At 64.8% G+C, this 16,703-nt stretch carries 11 protein-coding genes and 1 pseudogene; 5 read left to right on the top strand and 7 right to left on the bottom strand.

Annotated features, from left to right (window positions below):
• Window positions 1–125: 125 nt before the first annotated feature.
• Window positions 126–860, bottom strand: a complete 735-nt coding sequence (locus Q0082_RS11945) for a hypothetical protein (RefSeq protein ID WP_298192825.1) — start codon at window positions 858–860, stop codon at window positions 126–128.
• Between the two features lie 331 nt (window positions 861–1,191).
• Between Q0082_RS11945 and Q0082_RS11940 the strand changes: the two genes are divergently transcribed.
• A complete protein-coding gene (locus Q0082_RS11940) occupies window positions 1,192–2,832 on the top strand; it encodes a calcium-binding protein (RefSeq protein WP_298192822.1) in 1,641 nt (546 codons plus the stop codon).
• A 77-nt stretch (window positions 2,833–2,909) separates the two neighbouring features.
• On the opposite strand, the gene Q0082_RS11935 is transcribed toward Q0082_RS11940, so the two are convergent.
• The 5 genes and pseudogenes from Q0082_RS11935 to Q0082_RS11915 form a co-directional block, all read right to left on the bottom strand.
• Entirely contained in the window at window positions 2,910–4,085 is a 1,176-nt protein-coding gene (locus tag Q0082_RS11935; protein WP_298192819.1) for an acetyl-CoA C-acyltransferase, read from the bottom strand.
• The gene (locus Q0082_RS11930) at window positions 4,078–5,676 is read right to left on the bottom strand and encodes a class I adenylate-forming enzyme family protein (RefSeq protein ID WP_298192816.1); all 1,599 of its coding nucleotides are present in this window, start codon (window positions 5,674–5,676) and stop codon (window positions 4,078–4,080) included. Before Q0082_RS11930 ends, Q0082_RS11935 begins: the two co-directional genes overlap by 8 nt.
• 14 nt (window positions 5,677–5,690) lie before the next feature.
• A pseudogene (locus Q0082_RS11925) lies at window positions 5,691–6,926 on the bottom strand (3-hydroxyacyl-CoA dehydrogenase NAD-binding domain-containing protein); the annotation flags it as partial.
• 43 nt (window positions 6,927–6,969) lie between these two features.
• The gene (locus tag Q0082_RS11920) at window positions 6,970–8,193 is read right to left on the bottom strand and encodes a serine hydrolase domain-containing protein (RefSeq protein WP_298192827.1); all 1,224 of its coding nucleotides are present in this window, start codon (window positions 8,191–8,193) and stop codon (window positions 6,970–6,972) included.
• Entirely contained in the window at window positions 8,193–8,996 is an 804-nt protein-coding gene (locus Q0082_RS11915; RefSeq protein ID WP_298192815.1) for a thioesterase family protein, read from the bottom strand. The genes Q0082_RS11920 and Q0082_RS11915 overlap by 1 nt, the downstream gene beginning before the upstream one ends.
• Window positions 8,997–9,257: 261 nt before the next feature.
• Here Q0082_RS11915 and Q0082_RS11910 point away from each other — a divergent pair, with 261 nt between their 5' ends.
• The 3 genes from Q0082_RS11910 to Q0082_RS11900 all read left to right on the top strand — a co-directional run bounded on the left by Q0082_RS11910 (window position 9,258) and on the right by Q0082_RS11900 (window position 13,121).
• Window positions 9,258–11,003, top strand: a complete 1,746-nt coding sequence (locus Q0082_RS11910) for a class I adenylate-forming enzyme family protein (protein WP_298192813.1) — start codon at window positions 9,258–9,260, stop codon at window positions 11,001–11,003.
• A 58-nt stretch (window positions 11,004–11,061) separates the two neighbouring features.
• Window positions 11,062–11,490, top strand: coding sequence for a GFA family protein (locus Q0082_RS11905; protein ID WP_298192810.1), 429 nt, complete (start codon window positions 11,062–11,064; stop codon window positions 11,488–11,490).
• A 203-nt stretch (window positions 11,491–11,693) separates the two neighbouring features.
• A complete protein-coding gene (locus Q0082_RS11900; RefSeq protein WP_298192805.1) occupies window positions 11,694–13,121 on the top strand; it encodes an aromatic ring-hydroxylating dioxygenase subunit alpha in 1,428 nt (475 codons plus the stop codon).
• A 143-nt stretch (window positions 13,122–13,264) separates the two neighbouring features.
• Here the strand turns inward: Q0082_RS11900 and Q0082_RS11895 are convergent, their stop codons facing one another.
• Window positions 13,265–14,275: an NADP-dependent oxidoreductase gene (locus Q0082_RS11895; RefSeq protein WP_298192802.1), complete on the bottom strand. Its 1,011-nt coding sequence runs from the start codon at window positions 14,273–14,275 to the stop codon at window positions 13,265–13,267.
• A 154-nt stretch (window positions 14,276–14,429) separates the two neighbouring features.
• Here Q0082_RS11895 and Q0082_RS11890 point away from each other — a divergent pair, with 154 nt between their 5' ends.
• Complete coding sequence (locus Q0082_RS11890) at window positions 14,430–16,583, top strand: molybdopterin-dependent oxidoreductase (RefSeq protein ID WP_298192800.1); 2,154 nt, start codon at window positions 14,430–14,432, stop codon at window positions 16,581–16,583.
• Window positions 16,584–16,703 lie beyond the last annotated feature (120 nt).

Here is a 16,703-nt window from a genome sequence, read left to right as displayed (position 1 = left end):
GATCCATCGATAAAGGCTGACCCATCCATGCTGGCCTCCTTCACCAGTACGGACTCTGAATCAGAGATCTACGACGATGGGAATCCCCAGCGATTCATAACGGTCGAAAACCGCTCTAAACGCGGTTAGAGGAAGTTGTTCGGCCAGATCATCGTGCGCCACATATGCGCTGTCGGCGAACCATCAAACCCCAGCCCTTCCGACGGCTCCTTGAAGTTCCGCCCGATCACGTCTTCCAGCTCTTCGGGCACCACCACCGGGAAATCGTCGAAGAAGTAGGTGTCGTAGAGCGTCATCTGCCGCGCGGTCATGTACCACTTGTGGTTCTTGGCATATTCGGCGTCGCGCAGCAGGTAGTCAGGCACCTGATAATCCGGGCCGAAGAAGGCGTGGTAGCTCTCGGGGTAGGCGTAGCCGACGCTTTCATCCGGCACGTAGCGCAGCGCCTGGTGGTATTTCACCGCAAAGGCGACTTCGGGATCGACATAGGGCTCGACCAGCTGCGCGCTCCAGTAGCCGTGGTCGCAGCGGATCAGGCAGCCGTTGGAAATGTCGTGCAGCAGACAGGCCATCACGACCTTTTCCGGCAGCCCATCATCGAGCGCACGCTTGGCGCTGACGAGTAAGTGCCGCACGGTGATATCGCCGAAGCGGCAGCGGAAGAAATCGAGAAGGCGCGGGCGTTCCGGCATGCGCGGCAGGGCGGGATTGTCGCCCATCATGAACACCGTCTTGGGGTTCAGCAGCTTGAGCAGCTCGCCCTCGTTGTCGACGAAATCGGTGCCTTTCCAGCCGACCGGGGAGGGATAGATCAGGCGTTCGCGGCCGTCCTGCGGCCAGGGGCGAGTGTCTTCGGTCATGCCGAGGAGGGTAGGCGCGGTGCCGCCGGTGGGCAAGCCGGCTCGCTCGCGAATCGGGCGCGAGCGATTGCAGCATCGCGCGCAGCATCATGTCCGATCCGGTGCCATCCTGGGTGCGGCGGCATCTGCAGCCTATCCGGAAGTACTGTACGATATCAGTTGCTTGCGATGCGCAAGCAGTGACCGAACAACCCCGGCAACCTGTACGCTGCATGAACAATGGTGTCGCCGATGTGTCAGCAAGTTTCGCTATTCCCGTCCTCAAGCGAGCACACCGCAGCGCCGCGTGCCTTGCGGCGACAGAGGTTCGATTGCGAAGGAGGGACCACCCATGACGCAGATCTTCAAGTTCGATACGACGACCACGCCGATCACGATGTACGCCTATGACGACGGCGCCTTCGAAATCACCCCGATCGCCAAGAACCAGGTGCTGAGCTTTGATGCCGGGACCAACACGATCAAGCTGACCAGCACGTTCGGGGCCTACATCAAGGTCCGCACGTTCGGTGCGACCGACAGCACCTCCGACGATCCTTCGTTCTTCGAGCGCAAGGGGGTCGTCTACACGACGCTCACGGGACAGGTGATCAACGATCCCACCGCGAACGAATCCGACAACGGCGTGCCGAGCGATCAGGATGGCGACGGTTCGAACGACGATACGCTGCAGGGTGACGGCGGCAAGAACGTGATCAGCGGCGGCGCCGGCGATGACCGGATTTCGGGCCTTGGCAGCGCCGATATCCTGAACGGCGGCTCGGGCGACGATGTGCTGCTGGGCGGCAACGGCGGCGACGTGCTGCTGGGCAGCGCGGGTCTCGACGTGCTGGTCGGCGACAACGGCAACGACGTGCTCGACGGTGGCAGCGGCAAGGATGTGCTCGATGGTGGCGACGGTAATGACCGGCTCTATGGCGGTGCCGACAGCGATGATCTCTATGGCGGCAACAACGGCGATTACCTCGATGGCGGCACGGGCGACGACGCCCTGTTCGGCAATCTCGGCGATGACAAGCTGGTGGGCGGCGAAGGCAATGATACGCTTAACGGCGGCGATGGCAGCGACAAGCTCTACGGCGGGCTTGCCGATGACACCCTGAACGGCGGCATCGGCAACGATACGCTGCGCGGCGAAGAGGGCAACGACACCGTAAACGGCGGCGACGGCAACGACACCGTCGGCGGCGGGATCGGCGACGATACCGTCAACGGCGGTGACGGAAACGACAAGGTGATCGGCTTCGACGGCAACGATACGCTGAACGGCGGCGTGGGTGACGATGATCTCGATGGTGGCAAGGGTAACGATACGCTGCTCGGCGGAGAGGGCAGGGACAAGGTCTCCGGCGGCGAAGGCGATGACCTGTTCCTGGCGGGGCAAGATGCCGGCAACGATGCATTCGCAGGCGGCAAGGGTAGCGACATGATCGACTACTCGGCCGCGAAGGCCGGGGTGAGCATCGATCTCGATATCGGCATCGCGAATGCCATCGCCAATGATGCGGGCACCGGGCTCGATACGATCAAGGGCATCGAGAACGTGATCGGATCGGGCTTCGACGACGTGATCATCGGCACCAAGGAGGCCAATGACCTCGATGGCGGCGCAGGTAACGACACAATCACCGGCGGCAAGAGTGGCGACACGCTGACAGGCGGCAGCGGCAATGACACCTTCCGCTTCACTGAGGTGAAGGACTCGCGCCCCGGGATCTCGGATCACATCACCGATTTTGTCTCGGGCAGCGACAAGATCGACCTCTCGGCGATCGACGCGGTGAAGGGCGGCGGCAACGATGCCTTCATCCTCATCAGCGGCGCACCCACGCCGGGCAACGGTGCTGGCGTGGTCTGGTTCGATGCCTCGACCCACACGCTCTACGGCAGCATCGACAAGGGCCCGGCGGCGGAGTTCGCCATCGTGCTCGAAGGCGTGAATGCGATCACGGCGGCCGATCTGGTGCTGTGATCCGCTGAGGATAAGACGAGGAAGGGGCGCTGCCGGTTTGTCCGGCAGCGCCCCTTTCTCGTTGGGCGGTCAGAAGATCAGAGGACTTCGAACAGCCCCGCCGCGCCCATGCCGCCGCCGACGCACATCGTGACGACGACATACTTCGCGCCGCGGCGCTTGCCTTCGATCAGCGCGTGCATCGTGCAGCGCGCGCCGGTCATGCCATAGGGGTGGCCGATCGAGATCGAGCCGCCGTTGACGTTGAGGAGTTCGTTGGGAATGCCGAGCTTGTCGCGGCAATAAAGCACCTGCACCGCGAAGGCCTCGTTGAGTTCCCAGAGGCCAATGTCGTCCATCTTGAGCCCGAAGCGCTTCAGCAGGGCGGGGATCGCGAAGACCGGGCCGATGCCCATTTCATCGGGCTCGGTGCCGGCGGCGGCCATGCCGACATAGCGGCCGAGCGGGGTGAGGCCCTTCTGCGCGGCAACACCGGCTTCCATAAGCACAACGGCGGCCGAACCGTCAGACAGCTGGCTCGCATTGCCGGCGGTCACGATGCCGCCCTCGATCACAGGCTTCAGCGCCTGCAGGTTTTCCAAGGTGGTCGATGGGCGGTTGCCTTCGTCCTTTGCGAGCGTCACGTCGTGCATCGTGATCTCGCCGGTTTCCTTGTTCTGCACGCCCATCGAGGCGCTGGCGGCCACGATCTCGTCATCGAACTTGCCCGCGTCCTGCGCGGCGGCAGTGCGCTGCTGCGATTGCAGCGCATATTCATCGCAGGCTTCGCGGCTGATGTTGTAGCGCTTGCCGACCGTCTCGGCGGTCTGGAGCATCGGCATGTAGACCGCGTTGTGCATGGCAACGAGGCTACGGTCGGGCATCACGCGCATGTCCTTGGTCTGGACCAGGCTGATCGATTCCTGACCGCCCGCTGCGACGACATCCATGCGGTCGACAATGATCTGCTTGGCGGCGGTGGCGATGGTCATCAGGCCCGAGGAGCACTGGCGGTCCATGCTCATGCCCGAGACGGTGACGGGAAGGCCGGCCCTGAGCGCGACCTGCCGCGCGATATTGCCTGCCTGCGCACCCTGCTGGAGCGCGGCGCCCCACACGACGTCATCGACTTCAGCGCCTTCGATCCCGGCGCGCGCGACAGCGGCCTCCAGCGAAAGCGCGCCCAGCGTGGCACCGGCGGTGGCGTTGAACGCGCCCTTGTAGGCACGGCCGATGGGGGTGCGGGCGGCGGCGACGATAACGGCATCACGCATGGTTGCTCTCCTTGGAATTCGGGGTGTGAACGGGGTTCTGGGCAATCGGGTTACCGCCGAAGTGATCGCGAAGCTCGCGCTTGAGCACTTTGCCGATGGGGCTGCGCGGCAATTCATCGACGACTTCGATGCGGGCGATGCGCTGGGTCTTGCCAAGCGCGCGGTTGGCTTCCAGTCGGATGGCTTCGGGATCGGCGGCGGGATCGGCCAGCACGATCACCGCGAGCGGAGTTTCGCCCCACTGATCGGATGGGATGCCGACCACAGCGGCCTCCTTCACGGCAGACTGACGGGTCAACTCCGCTTCGAGGTCGGTCGGGAAGATGTTGAACCCGCCCGAAATGATCATGTCCTTGGCGCGGTCCATCAGGATGAGGAAGCCGTCCTCGTCGAACTTGCCGATATCGCCGTGGCGGATGTAGCGAACGCCATCCTTGTCGAACCACTCCATCTCCCGCGTCTTGGCGGGCTGGCCGTGATAGCCGTTCATCATGATCGGCGAGCGGCCGACGATCTCACCGACTTCGCCCTGCGGCAGTTCGTTGCCGTCCTCGTCGATGATCTTCATGACGTGGCCGGGCGAGGGCTGGCCGACGGTGTGGAGCTTGTCGGGGAACTTGTGCGCGAGGAGCGTGGTGGTCGCGCCGCCTTCTGTCAGGCCGTAGCCCTCGACAAGGCCGCCGGGCCAGCGCTTCAGCACGTCTGCTTTCAGCCATGCCGGGAAGGGCGCGGAAGTGCAGCCCTTGAGGCGGTAGGAGGAAAGGTCGAAGCTGTCGAAGTCTGGCAGCTCCATGATCCGCCGGTACTGCACCGGCACGAGCATGGCGTTGGTCACGCGCTCGCGCTGGCTGAGCTCGAGGAAGGTGCGCGCATCGAACTTTTTCATCAGCACGACTTTGCCCGCCGCAGTGAGCGTGGGGAGGAAGCTGACCAGCGTGGTGTTCGAATAGAGCGGCGTCGAATTGATGGTGACCGTATCGTCGTCATACCCGCCGACAATCGTGCGCCGGGCATATTCGTGGCGCATCTGGTGCGACTGGACGATGCCTTTCGGCATCCCCGTGGTGCCCGAGGAATAGATGATGTTGAAGGGGTCTTCCGGCGCGGGCACGCGTTCCTCGGGCTTCGCGCCTTCGGGGGCGATCCACTGCGAGAACGGCAGGCCCGCGTCGCTATCGTCGAGCGCGATACGTTTGACGTGTTCCGGAAATGGCAGGCCCGCAAGACCATCCGCCATGGCCTTGTCGAGCAGCAGCACGCGGCTGGTGCTGTCCGCCAGCATGGCGAGCACCGTCGGCGGCGCAGCGGTCGAGGTGAGCGGTGCGGCCACTGCGCCCGCGCGCAACGCGCCGAGAAAGGCGAGCGCGGTGCTCACCGCATTGCTCGCTGCAATGGCGACAGGTTCGTTCGCTTGAACCCCTTCGCGCTGGAGCGCAGCGGCCACGCGGTCGAGCATGGCATCGAGATCGGCCCACGAAAGGCGCGCGGTTTCATCGGCCAAGGCGATGGCATCGCCCCGCCGTGCCGCATGAGCGCGCAGGATCACGCTCAGCGGGATGAATGGGCTCTCGACGATATCCTCGATCTGCATGGTCGCTCCCGTCCTCAGTCGAAGGCTTCGCCGGCCGCGGCCTTCTTCGCCAGCAGCGGGGCGACGGGGAGGCCGTGCTTCTCAAGGCCCGCGACGACGGTACCAAGTCCGATATGGCTCGCCCAGAACATCGGGCCGCCCGTCCAGGCCGGCCAGCCATAGCCGTTGAGCCAGACCGTATCGATGTCCGATGCGCGCTGCGAGATGCCTTCCTCGAGAATGAGCGCGCCTTCGCTGATCATCGGGTAGAGCAGCCGTTCCAGGATCTCCGCGCTATCGATCTTGCGCTGCGGCTTGCCCGCCTTCGCGGCCCATTCGGCGATCAGGCCGCGCGTGACTTCGGACGGGGTGCGCTGGCGGTTCTCGTCATAGTCATAGAAGCCCGCGCTCTTCTTCTGGCCCCAGCGGCCGAGCGCGCAGAGCGCCTCGCGCAGGGTCTCGATGCGGTTGGGGTCGCGGTGCCAGCCGATATCGAGACCGGCAAGATCAGCCATCTGGAACGGACCCATCGGGAAGCCGAACTCAAGCAGCGCGTTGTCAACGTCTGCGAAGTCTGCGCCTTCCATGATCAGCGCGTTGGCCTGCTCCTGCCGCTTGGCCAGCATGCGGTTGCCGATGAAGCCGTGGCAGACGCCCGAAACGACCGGGACCTTGCCGATCTTCACCGCCAGCGCCATCACCGTGCCGAGCACATCCTTGGCCGTGGCCGAGCCGCGCACGACTTCAAGCAGCTTCATCACGTTGGCGGGCGAGAAGAAGTGCATGCCGAGCACCGCTTCCGGGCGATTGGTGGAGGCGCCGATCTCGTTCACGTCGAGGTAGCTGGTGTTGCTGGCCAGGATCGCGCCCTGCTTCACGATGGCATCGAGCTTGCCGAAGACCTCCTTCTTGACGTCCATGCTTTCGTAGACAGCCTCGATCACCAGATCGGCATCGGCGAGCGCGCCAAAATTCAGCGTCGGGGTGAGGCGGCCCATCGCAGCTTCGGCGAGCGCGGCATCCATCTTGCCGCGCTTCACGGTGTTCTCGTAGTTCTTGCGCATCGTCGCGACACCGCGGTCGAGCGCTTCCTGTGTCATCTCGACGATGGTGACGGGAATGCCCGCGGTGAGGAAGTTCATCGTGATGCCGCCGCCCATCGTGCCCGCGCCGATCACGCCGACCTTGTTCACCGGCAGCAGCGCGGTATCGGCGGGGATATCGTCGATCGTCGCGGCGAGCTTGCGCGCGGTGTCGATATGGTCCTTGGCGCCGGGGATGGGATCGGACATCGCTTAATCTCCTTCGATCGGTTCAGGCGTGACTGTGCGTCATCGCCGAATAGACCAGCGTCTTGAGCTGGCGGCGGATGGGATAGCTGGAGGACGGAAAAAGCTGGGTCATGAAGACCATGTGCAGCTTCTCGACCGGATCGATGAAAAAGGCGGTGGAATGGATGCCGCCCCAGTGGAACTCGCCCCTGGTGCCCGGGATCAGCGTCCTGGCCGGATCGATCACGACGCCGAAGCCAAGGCCGAAACCGACGCCGGCATTGCCGGACTCGCTGAATAGCGCCTTGGAAAGCGTCGTCAGGTCCGCACCACCGGGGAGGTGGTTCGTTGCCATCAGCGCCAGTGTCTTGGGCGAGATTAGCGGGGCGCCGCCCTTGGCCAGCGCCGCACAGAAGCGGTGATAGTCGGCGGTCGTCGATAGCAGGCCGCCGCCGCCGCTTTCGAAGCGGGGCGCACGCAAGGTGTTCGAATCTTCCGCGTGATCGATTAGCGTGGGCGCGCCCATCGGGTTCCAGGCCCAGCTGTCGGTGAGGCGGTGGGCCTTCTCGTGAGGGCAGTGGAAGCCGGTGTCGACCATGCCAAGCGGCGCGAAGATGCGGGCGGCGAAAAACTCACCGAGGCTCATGCCGGAGAGGCGGGAAACCACTACGCCGAGTACATCCGTGCTGACCGAGTAGTTCCAGCTCGTCCCCGGATCGAACTCGAGCGGCAGCTTGGCGAGTTCGGCAATGAAGTGGTCGTTGCCCGGCAGCGAGGCATGCCCGTCGAGCCGGCCCTTGCGATAGGCGGCATCGACATTGGTGCGGTTCTGGATGCCGTAGGTGAGGCCCGACATGTGGGTGAGCAGGTCCACCATGCGCATCGGGTTCGTCGCGGTGCGGGTGGGGAAGAACGGCGCATCGCCGCCTCCGCCATTGTAGATGCCAAGCCCGGCGAATTCTGGGATCACCTTGGCGACGGGATCGTCGAGCGCGACCTTGCCTTCCTCCAGCAGCATCATGAAGGCCATGCTGGTCAGCGGCTTGGTCATCGAGGCGATGCGGAAGATCGCGTCATGCGCCAATGGGGTGCCGTCGGCACGGGCCTTGCCAGTGGTGAAGCGGTGGAACGGCTCGCCTTCGCGCGCGATCAGCAGATCGGCATTCGGCAGCAGGCCTGGGCCAACGTAGCGCTCCTCAAGAAACGCGCCGATGCGCCCGAGACGGCCTGCATCGAAACCATGGGCAGCGGGATCGGCCAGCTGGATCATCCGAACACCGCGACCGATTGCAGGCCGTGCATCACTTCCACGCCTTCGCTGTTCCACAGCCGCAGCGTTTCGCTGCTGAAGCCGTCGGCCATGTGGTTGGAGCTGGTCTCAAGCAGCCACCAGCCCTCGCGCGTTTCCGGCACCTCGCCGAGGATCGTGAGCGCCCATGTGATCGAGCTGATCGGCCCCATCCGCACCATCGCGCGGGCGGAGCCCGGCGGCAATGCATCGCCGATACCGACGAGTTCGCCGACAGGATCGAGGCCAGTCCGGTCCTTGAGGCGCACCCAGCGCCGGATCGTGCCCGGGGGCGAGCCAGCGGTGGGATCGGCGCGGCGCATGTCCATCCGCGCGGTGAAGGCGGGGGTATAATCGTTGGCAGTGAGGCGGGGGGAGTCCTCGGGCTGGATCAGGTCCGGCAGCACAGCGGCCGCGACGGTCCCGTTGCTTTCGCGGCCTGCTCCGAACAGCCAGAGCGTGCGCTGCGCGATCGCACCGTCGCAGATCAGCGAGGTCTCGACCTGCGCAACGCTCTTGCCCTGCCTGAGCATGACGACCTCGACTTCGAGATGTTCACCCACCGGCGCAACAAAGCCGACTTGCGCGGCACGCAGCGGGGGGAGATCGGGGAACGCAAGTCTTGCGGCGGAATAGGCGATGAAGGCGGCGGTTCCGCCATACATCGTGCGGCCCTGCATCCAGCCCGCCGCACCATCGAGCCGGAAGCGGCCACCGCCCAGGGGCTCCAGCCGCGCAGCGAGCGCGCCGAAGCCGAGCGCGGCCTCGTCAGGTGCAGGCATATTGGCATCCGGGTGCGCGGCGTCCGGCAAACTGGCGTCCTTCCCACGAATCTTCTTATGCGCCGGGATTAGGTCATCACAGGGGATCAGGGAAGCGCTTTGCGAGGGGGTGGCAAGCGAAAAAAGGCAGCAATTCCGCCGGATTCGCGGCCTTCCGCTACGGCATTGGGGCCTTTCGGGCCCCTTGCTGCGAGGCGGGCCCGGCCCTAGTCTCGCTCCCAAAGAGGTGCCGGCTGAACGAGCGGTGCCCATGAGGATGTCATGACCCAAGCGAGCCCCACACTTCCCACGATTCCCGCCGGCTGGCCGGTGCACACGCTGCCGGAAATCCGCGCAGAACTCTGCGCGCCGGGGATGCCGTTCGAGATGGACACCGTGACGATCCGCGGCGTGCCGACGCGGGTGTGGAAGCATGCCCTGGCCGATCTGCGCGGCGTGCTGGCAGCGGCGCGGACGCATGGTTCGGCCGATTTCCTCGTCTACGGCGAGGAACGCGTAAGCTTCGATGCGTTCCACCGTGCGGTCGCGGCGCTGATGGCAGCGCTCGCCGCACGCGGGGTGGGCAAGGGCGACCGCGTGGCGCTTGCCATGCGCAACCTGCCGGAATGGCCGGTCGCGTTCATGGCCGTCTGCGCGCTTGGCGCGATCATCGTGCCGCTCAACGCGTGGTGGACAGGGGAGGAGCTGGCCTTTGCGCTGGAGGACAGCGGCTCGAAGCTGCTGATCGCGGATGCCGACCGCTGGACTCGCATCGCGCCCCATGCGGCAGGCCTCCCGCTGCAGAAGGTGATCGTCTCGCGCGGGGCTTGTGAAGGCGCCGAGCGCCTTGAGGACCTCATTGGTGCGCCCGCCAACTGGTCCGCGCTCCCCGATGCGGAATTGCCGGCAGCCGAGATCCACAGCGACGATCCCGCCGGCATCTTCTACACCAGCGGCACGACCGGGCGACCCAAAGGCGCACTCGGTACGCATCGCAATCTCACCACCAACATCATGACGAGCGCGTGGAGTGGTGCGCAATCGGCGCGGCGGCGCGGTGAGGGGCTGCCCGAACCGCGCCCGCGCGTCATCCTCCTCGCCGTGCCGTTCTTCCACGCAACCGCCTTTTCGGCGACCTTGATGGGCTCGCTCGCGGGCGGCAGCCGGCTCGTGCTCCTGCACAAGTGGGATACGCTCGAAGCCATGCGGCTGATCGAGAAGGAGCGCGTGACGATGACCGGCGGCGTTCCGTTCATCGCCTGGCAGCTCATCGAACACCCGGAGCGCAAGAACTTCGATCTCTCGAGCCTGGAAGCCATCGCTTATGGCGGCGCGCCTTCTGCGCCAGAGCTCGTCTCGGCTATCTGGCAGACCTTCGGCGCGCTCCCCGGCAACGGCTGGGGCATGACCGAGACGAGTGCCACCGTGACGCACCACATGGCCGAGGATTACCTCAATCGGCCCTCCAGCTGCGGCCCGCCGGCGCCGGTCGCCAGCCTCGAAATCCGCGCCGACGATGGCGTTACCGTACTCCCGCCTAACACAGTGGGCGAGCTCTGGGCGAGCGGGCCGATGATCGTTGCGGGCTACTGGAACCGTCCCGAGGCGACTGCGCAGACTTTCGTGAACGGCTGGGTGCGTACCGGCGATCTGGCCAAGCTCGATGACGAGGGCTTCTGCACCATCGTCGACCGCGCCAAGGACGTTATCATCCGCGGGGGCGAGAACATCTACTCGATCGAAGTCGAGAACGTGCTCTACGAACATCCCGCGGTGACCGATGCCGCGCTGGTCGGCATTCCGCACCGCACCTTGGGTGAGGAACCGGCAGCGGTCGTCTATCTCGCGCCGGGGGCTGAGGCGAGCGAGGAGGAACTGCGCGCTTTCGTCGCGGCGCGGCTGGCAGGATTCAAGGTGCCGGTGCGGATCGCCTTCATCGCTGAAACCCTGCCGCGCAACGCCAATGGCAAGATCCTCAAGAATGCGCTCAAGGCCCTGTTGACTGATCCTGGGCTGGCAGAAACGTGAGATGGCACGGGCGCAAGGCTTGTGCGATGAAAACGACGATAAAGAGGGAGACGGGACAATGAGCGAGGCAGAGACGGCGGGCGAGCGGCGGCAGGGTGGATGCCTCTGCGGGGCGGTCCGCTATGAAACCGCATGGCCGCCGCTGCTGACGGGCGTGTGCCATTGCCGCCATTGCCAGAAGCAGGCGGGCACGGCGTTTTCAGTGCTGGTTGCCGTGCCCTTCGCCGCGCTGGAGCGGACTGGCGAGCTCACCACTTATGAGGATGGCAGCGAAGCGGGACGCCCGGTGCTGCGCAAGTTCTGCGGCACATGCGGTTCGCCCGTGTTCAGCGAAACGCCGGACGGAATGGCGCAAGGGATGATCTTCATCAAGGCGGGCACGCTCGACAATCCCGACGAGCTTGAGCCCACCGTCCATTTCTGGACAACCAGCAAGCAGAACTGGGTGACGCTACCCGAAGGCGCGGCCCTTCTGGAAAAGCAGTAGTCCCCCCCTAACCCCGGGCTTGACCCGGGGGGGCTTCTTGGGGGATGCCGCCGCAAAGCGCGCGCGCCGGGTCAATTCCCTTCCTATCCAATGCGCCAGCTTGTTGGCATCGAGCGCGATGGCATTATGCTGCGCGTGCAAGACTTGTGCGTCTGGCAAGGCCGCCTTGGCCTTTTCGGCGCCGCTCACAATCAGGACCCGACATGGCTGACATTGACCCCCAGATCGACCGTTCCGACCGCTGCCCTGGGATCACATATACCGACATGCTGGCCGTCGATACGCGCCCGGCGCCCGATTACCTGCTTATGGAATCGACGCAGGAACTCGGCGATGATCCGCTTGATCCGGACCGCTATACCAGCCCTGCCTTCAAGGCGCTTGAAGACGAGAAGATGTGGCCCAACGTGTGGCAGTTCGCCGCGCGTGAAGAGGACATGCCCGATCCCGGCGACACCGTGGTCTACGAGTTGGGTGACAAGTCCTTCCTGCTGATCCGCCAGCCGGATGACAGCGTCCGCGCGTTCTATAACGTGTGCCTCCACCGCGGTCGCAAGCTGCGGCTCGAAAGCGGCCGCTCGATCAACTTGCGCTGCCCGTTCCACGGCTTCACTTGGAACAACGACGGCAGCCTCAAGGAAATCCCCTGCGCGTGGGATTTCAAGCATCTGGAAGACAAGGACCTCTCGCTCCCCGAACTCAAGGTCGAGCGCTGGCAGGGCTTCATCCTGATTACCGAGAACCCTGATCTGGCCAGCTTTCGCGAGTGGATCGGCCCCGGCGTCGAGCATTACGACAACTGGCGGCTCGACGAATGCACCACCGGTGCCTGGGTGGCGAAGGTGGTGCCGGCCAACTGGAAGGCGGTGTCCGAGGCGTTCATGGAAGCCTGGCACTCGGTCGTCACGCATCCGCAGATCCTGCCGTTCACTGCGGATGCCAACACCCGCTACGACCTCTACGGCGATCACATGAACCGGGCGATCACGCCCAACGGCACGCTCTCGCCCCACCTCAAGGGCAAGGACCAGATGTATGTGATCAACAAGCTGGCCGAATTCCTTGGCGCCGGCGATGGGCGCGGCCGCCGCAATGCGGCAGAGCCGACTGACCTCAAGGGTTTCGATCCGGCTGATCCGCTGCTGGCCCGCAAGGTGCTGGCGCAGGCGAACCGCGAAGGATTCGCGGCGATGAACGGGCATGATTACTCGCAGGCTTCGGACAGCGAGATGCTCGACAACCTGACCTACAACATCTTCCCCAACTGGAGCCCGTGGGGCGGCTTCGTGCCCAACATCGTCTACCGCTGGCGGCCGTGGAAGGATGCCGATCACTGCCTGATGGAAGTGCGCATCCTGATGCGCGCGCAGAAGGGCGAAAAGCCGGCACGGGGCCCCGAGATGTTCATGATCCCGGATGGCGAGCCGTTTGCCTATGCCGGCCATCTCATCGGTGCGGCGCTCGCGGGCGTGTTCGATCAGGATATGGAAAACCTGCCGCATGTGCAGGCGGGGATGAAGGCCAGCAAGAACAAGCGGCTGGAACTCGGCCACTATCAGGAAACGCGCATCCGCCAATTCCACCGGACGATGGACAAGTACATCTCGGGCGAGTTGCCGAAGACGGCGTAAGGCTTAGGCTGGCCGGCCGCTCCTATCCTACCTCGTCATTGCGAGCGTAGCGAAGCAATCCAGAGCATCACGCAGGCCGCTCTGGATTGCTTCGCTACGCTCGCAATGACGAAAGAGGGGGCGAGCATTGGAAGGCGTACCCTCTAAAGCTCCACCACCACCTTGCCCACATTCGCCCCGGTGAAGAGCTTGGTGAAGGCGGCCGGGGTTTGCTCAAGGCCGGTGCTCACCTCAAACGGCAGGCGCAACTGGCCGGTGGTGGCAAGGCGGGCAAGCTCCGGATTGAACTCCGGCTCGCGGGCGTAGAAGTCCGGCGAGAAGAAGCCCTCGATGCGCAGCCGCTTCATCAGCACCTGATCGAAGCGATAGGGGCCGGGCACGGGCCCTTGCGCGATGTAGTTGGTGATGAGGCCGCAAACCGCCACCCGGCCGAACAGCGCCATGTTGGCGAGTGCCGCATCGAGAATCGCACCGCCGACATTATCGAAATAGACGTCGATGCCATTCGGGCAGAGCCGCGCAAGTTCCGCTTCGACATTCGCCGACTTGTAGTCGATCGCGCCGTCGAACTCGTATTCTAGGGTCAACAGGTCGCACTTGGCCGCTCCCCCGGCGATACCGATCACCTGGCACCCGCGCGCCTTGGCGATCTGCCCAGCCATGAGACCGGTGCAACCCGCAGCGGCGGAGACGACGAAAGTCTCGCCTGCTTTGGCCGCGCCGGTCTCGACCACGCCGACCCATGCCGTCCAGCCATTCGCGCCGTAGATGCCGACGTATTCCTTGAGATCGGCATGGGCATTGTCGATCACAGTGCAGTAGGTGGAGTCGGGTTCCACCACCGAATAGTCCGCCCACTGGCCGTAGCACCGCACGCGGTCTCCCGCCTTGTAGGCCGGGTGGCGGCTTTCCACGACCATGCCCAGCACCGTCCCGATCAGCTTGGCGCCGAGCGGGGTGCCGGGCTGGTAGCTGTCCTCGCGGTCGGTCATGTACATGCGGGTGCCGCTGTCCATCGAGAGCACCTTGTTGGCCACGAGGATCTGCCCTTCCGCCAACGCGGGCAGCGTTTCCGTCGCCAGCGCGAAGGCTTCGGCATAGCCGTTGCCAACGGGTCGCCTGGCGAGGATCCAGTGGCGGTTTTCGGTGGTCATCGTGTGTCCTTCAGCGCGATCTGAGTCCGCATCAAGCCCGCGTTTCGCCTTCATGGCCACTGGCGGAAATGAGCGGCCTCCCCTCTCTTTCATCAGTGTGACTTGGGGGCGATTGCCGATAGCCTTCGCATTCAAAAAGTTTGGGAGATGTGTCTTGGCCGATAAGACCCTGCGTACCTTCTGCCGCTTCTGCCATGCCAGCTGCGCGATGCTGGTCGATGTCGAGGAGGGCAAGGTGAAGGCGGTGCGGGGTGATCCCGAGAACCCGCTGTTCAACGGTTATACCTGCGTGAAGGGCCGCCAGATGCCCGAAATGCACAACCTGCCCGAGCGGCACCTGCGCCCGCTCGTGCGCAAGGGCGGGGTAAAGGGCGCGGAGTTCGTCGAGACCTCCACCGCCGAGGCGCTCAAGCTGGTGGCGGACAAGATCCGCGCGGTGATTGCCGAGCATGGGCCGCATGCGGTGGCGCTCTACTGCGGCACCAATGCCTTCCAGAACAGCGCGGTGCTGGGCACCTCCTATGCGCTCGCCGAGGCGATCGGCACGCGCAACTATTACACCAGCGTCACGGTCGATCAGCCCGCCAAGGTCTTCACCACCGCGCGCTACGGCCAGTGGATGGGCGGGCCGAACAACTTCGAGGAATCCGACGTCGTCATGTTCGTCGGCAACAATCCGCTTGTCTCGCACTACACGCCGAGCGGCGGCGTCCCGCCGTTCTCGCCCTCGCGCCGCTTGCGCGATGCCAAGGCGCGAGGGATGAAGGTCATCGTCGCTGATCCGCGCCAGAGCGACACCGGCAACCTTGCTGACCTCTACCTGCAGGTGAAGCCGGGCGAGGATCCGGCGCTGCTCGGCGGCATGCTGCACGTGATCATCAAGGAAGGGCTTTACGATCGCAATTTCGTCGCTGCGCATGTCGACGGGTTCGATGCGCTGGCTGATGCGGTGAAGGACTTCACACCCGATCTGGCCGCGGAGCGCGCCGGGGTTCCCGCCGAGCAGATCGTGGCAGCCGCCCGGCTGTTCGCCCGCGCCGCCAAGGGCCGCGTGGTGACGGGCACGGGGCCTGAAATGGCCGGGCGCGGCACGCTCACCGAATACCTGGTGACCGCACTCAACATCGTCTGCGCGCGCTTCAATCAGGCGGGCGACAAAGTGGCGAACCCGATGGTGTTCATGCCCTTCGCCGCAGGCCCCAAGAAGGCGCAGGTCGCGCCGCCGATGCCGATGTTCGGCGAAGGCTTCGCTCAGTCGCGCATACGCGGCATCGGCAAGCTCGGGCAGGAAATGCCCTGCCCGGTGCTGGCGGACGAGATTCTCACCCCCGGCGAGGGCCAGATCAAGGTGCTGATCTCGATCGGCGGCAACCCGGAGATCGCCTTCCCGAACCAGCGCAAGGTGAGGAAGGCGCTCGAAACGCTGGAGATGTTCGTCCAGGTCGATCCCTACATGTCGGCGAGCGCCAAGCGGGCGGACGTGATCCTCGCGCCCTCCATGTGCCTTGAGCGGGAGGACATCAACAACGTCTCGCAGCCGTTCTGCGAGGAGCCTTACGCCCACTATGCCGAGGCAATGGTGCCGCCGCCGGGCGATACGATGGACGAGTACGAGATGCTGTGGTGGATCGCCAAGCACCTCGGGCTGCAGCTGCAGTTGCCCGGCGGTCCCTGCTCGATGGAGAGCGTGCCGGACAAGATGACCATGCTCGACCTCATCTCCCACGGCTGCCTCGTCGCGCCCAGCAAGGCGCGCGCGGATTCGCTGGCGAGCCCGACCCCGGGCGGCGCGATGTTCTATCCCGAAGCGCACGCGGTGATCGAGCCTGCGGATCCGGATGCCGCGAACAAGTTCCAGTTGGCTGCCGGCGACATGCCGGCGGCATTCGCTGGCTATGCCACGCGGCGGCCCGAGGCGGACGGTTTCGATTTCCGCCTCATCTCGCGCCGCTCCAAGCACCGCTACAACAGCAACGGGCACATCTCGGAGTTCCTCAAGAAGAAGATGCCGACCAACCCGGCCTATATCAATCCGGAGGACCTTGCCGCACTCGGCGTGGAAGACGGCGCGGTGATCGAGATCGCCTCGCGCGTCGCCTCGATCCATGCTGTCGCCAGCGCGAGCGACAAGGTGCGGCGCGGCGTGATCTCGATGTCACACGCCTGGGGCAACGACGACTCCGGCAAGGACGACCTGATGACTGTTGGCGCCTCGACCAACCGTCTGATCGACGATCAGGACGACGCGGATCCGATCACCGGCATGGTGCTGCAGAGCGCGATCCCCGTGCGGGTGGTGGCCGCCTGATTTAGAGCGTCCTGCGGAAAATCTGAATCGTGGGATTCCCATTGTTTGTGATTTGTGATTCACCCTCATTGGAGGTGGATCATGGGCAAAGCACATTCGGCTGATCTTCGGGTTCGGGTT

Source organism: Novosphingobium sp. (genome assembly GCF_027489515.1).
Classification (GTDB): domain Bacteria; phylum Pseudomonadota; class Alphaproteobacteria; order Sphingomonadales; family Sphingomonadaceae; genus Novosphingobium.
Note: the sequence above shows the minus strand (reverse complement) of the source record. Positions and strands in the feature narration are given on the sequence as shown.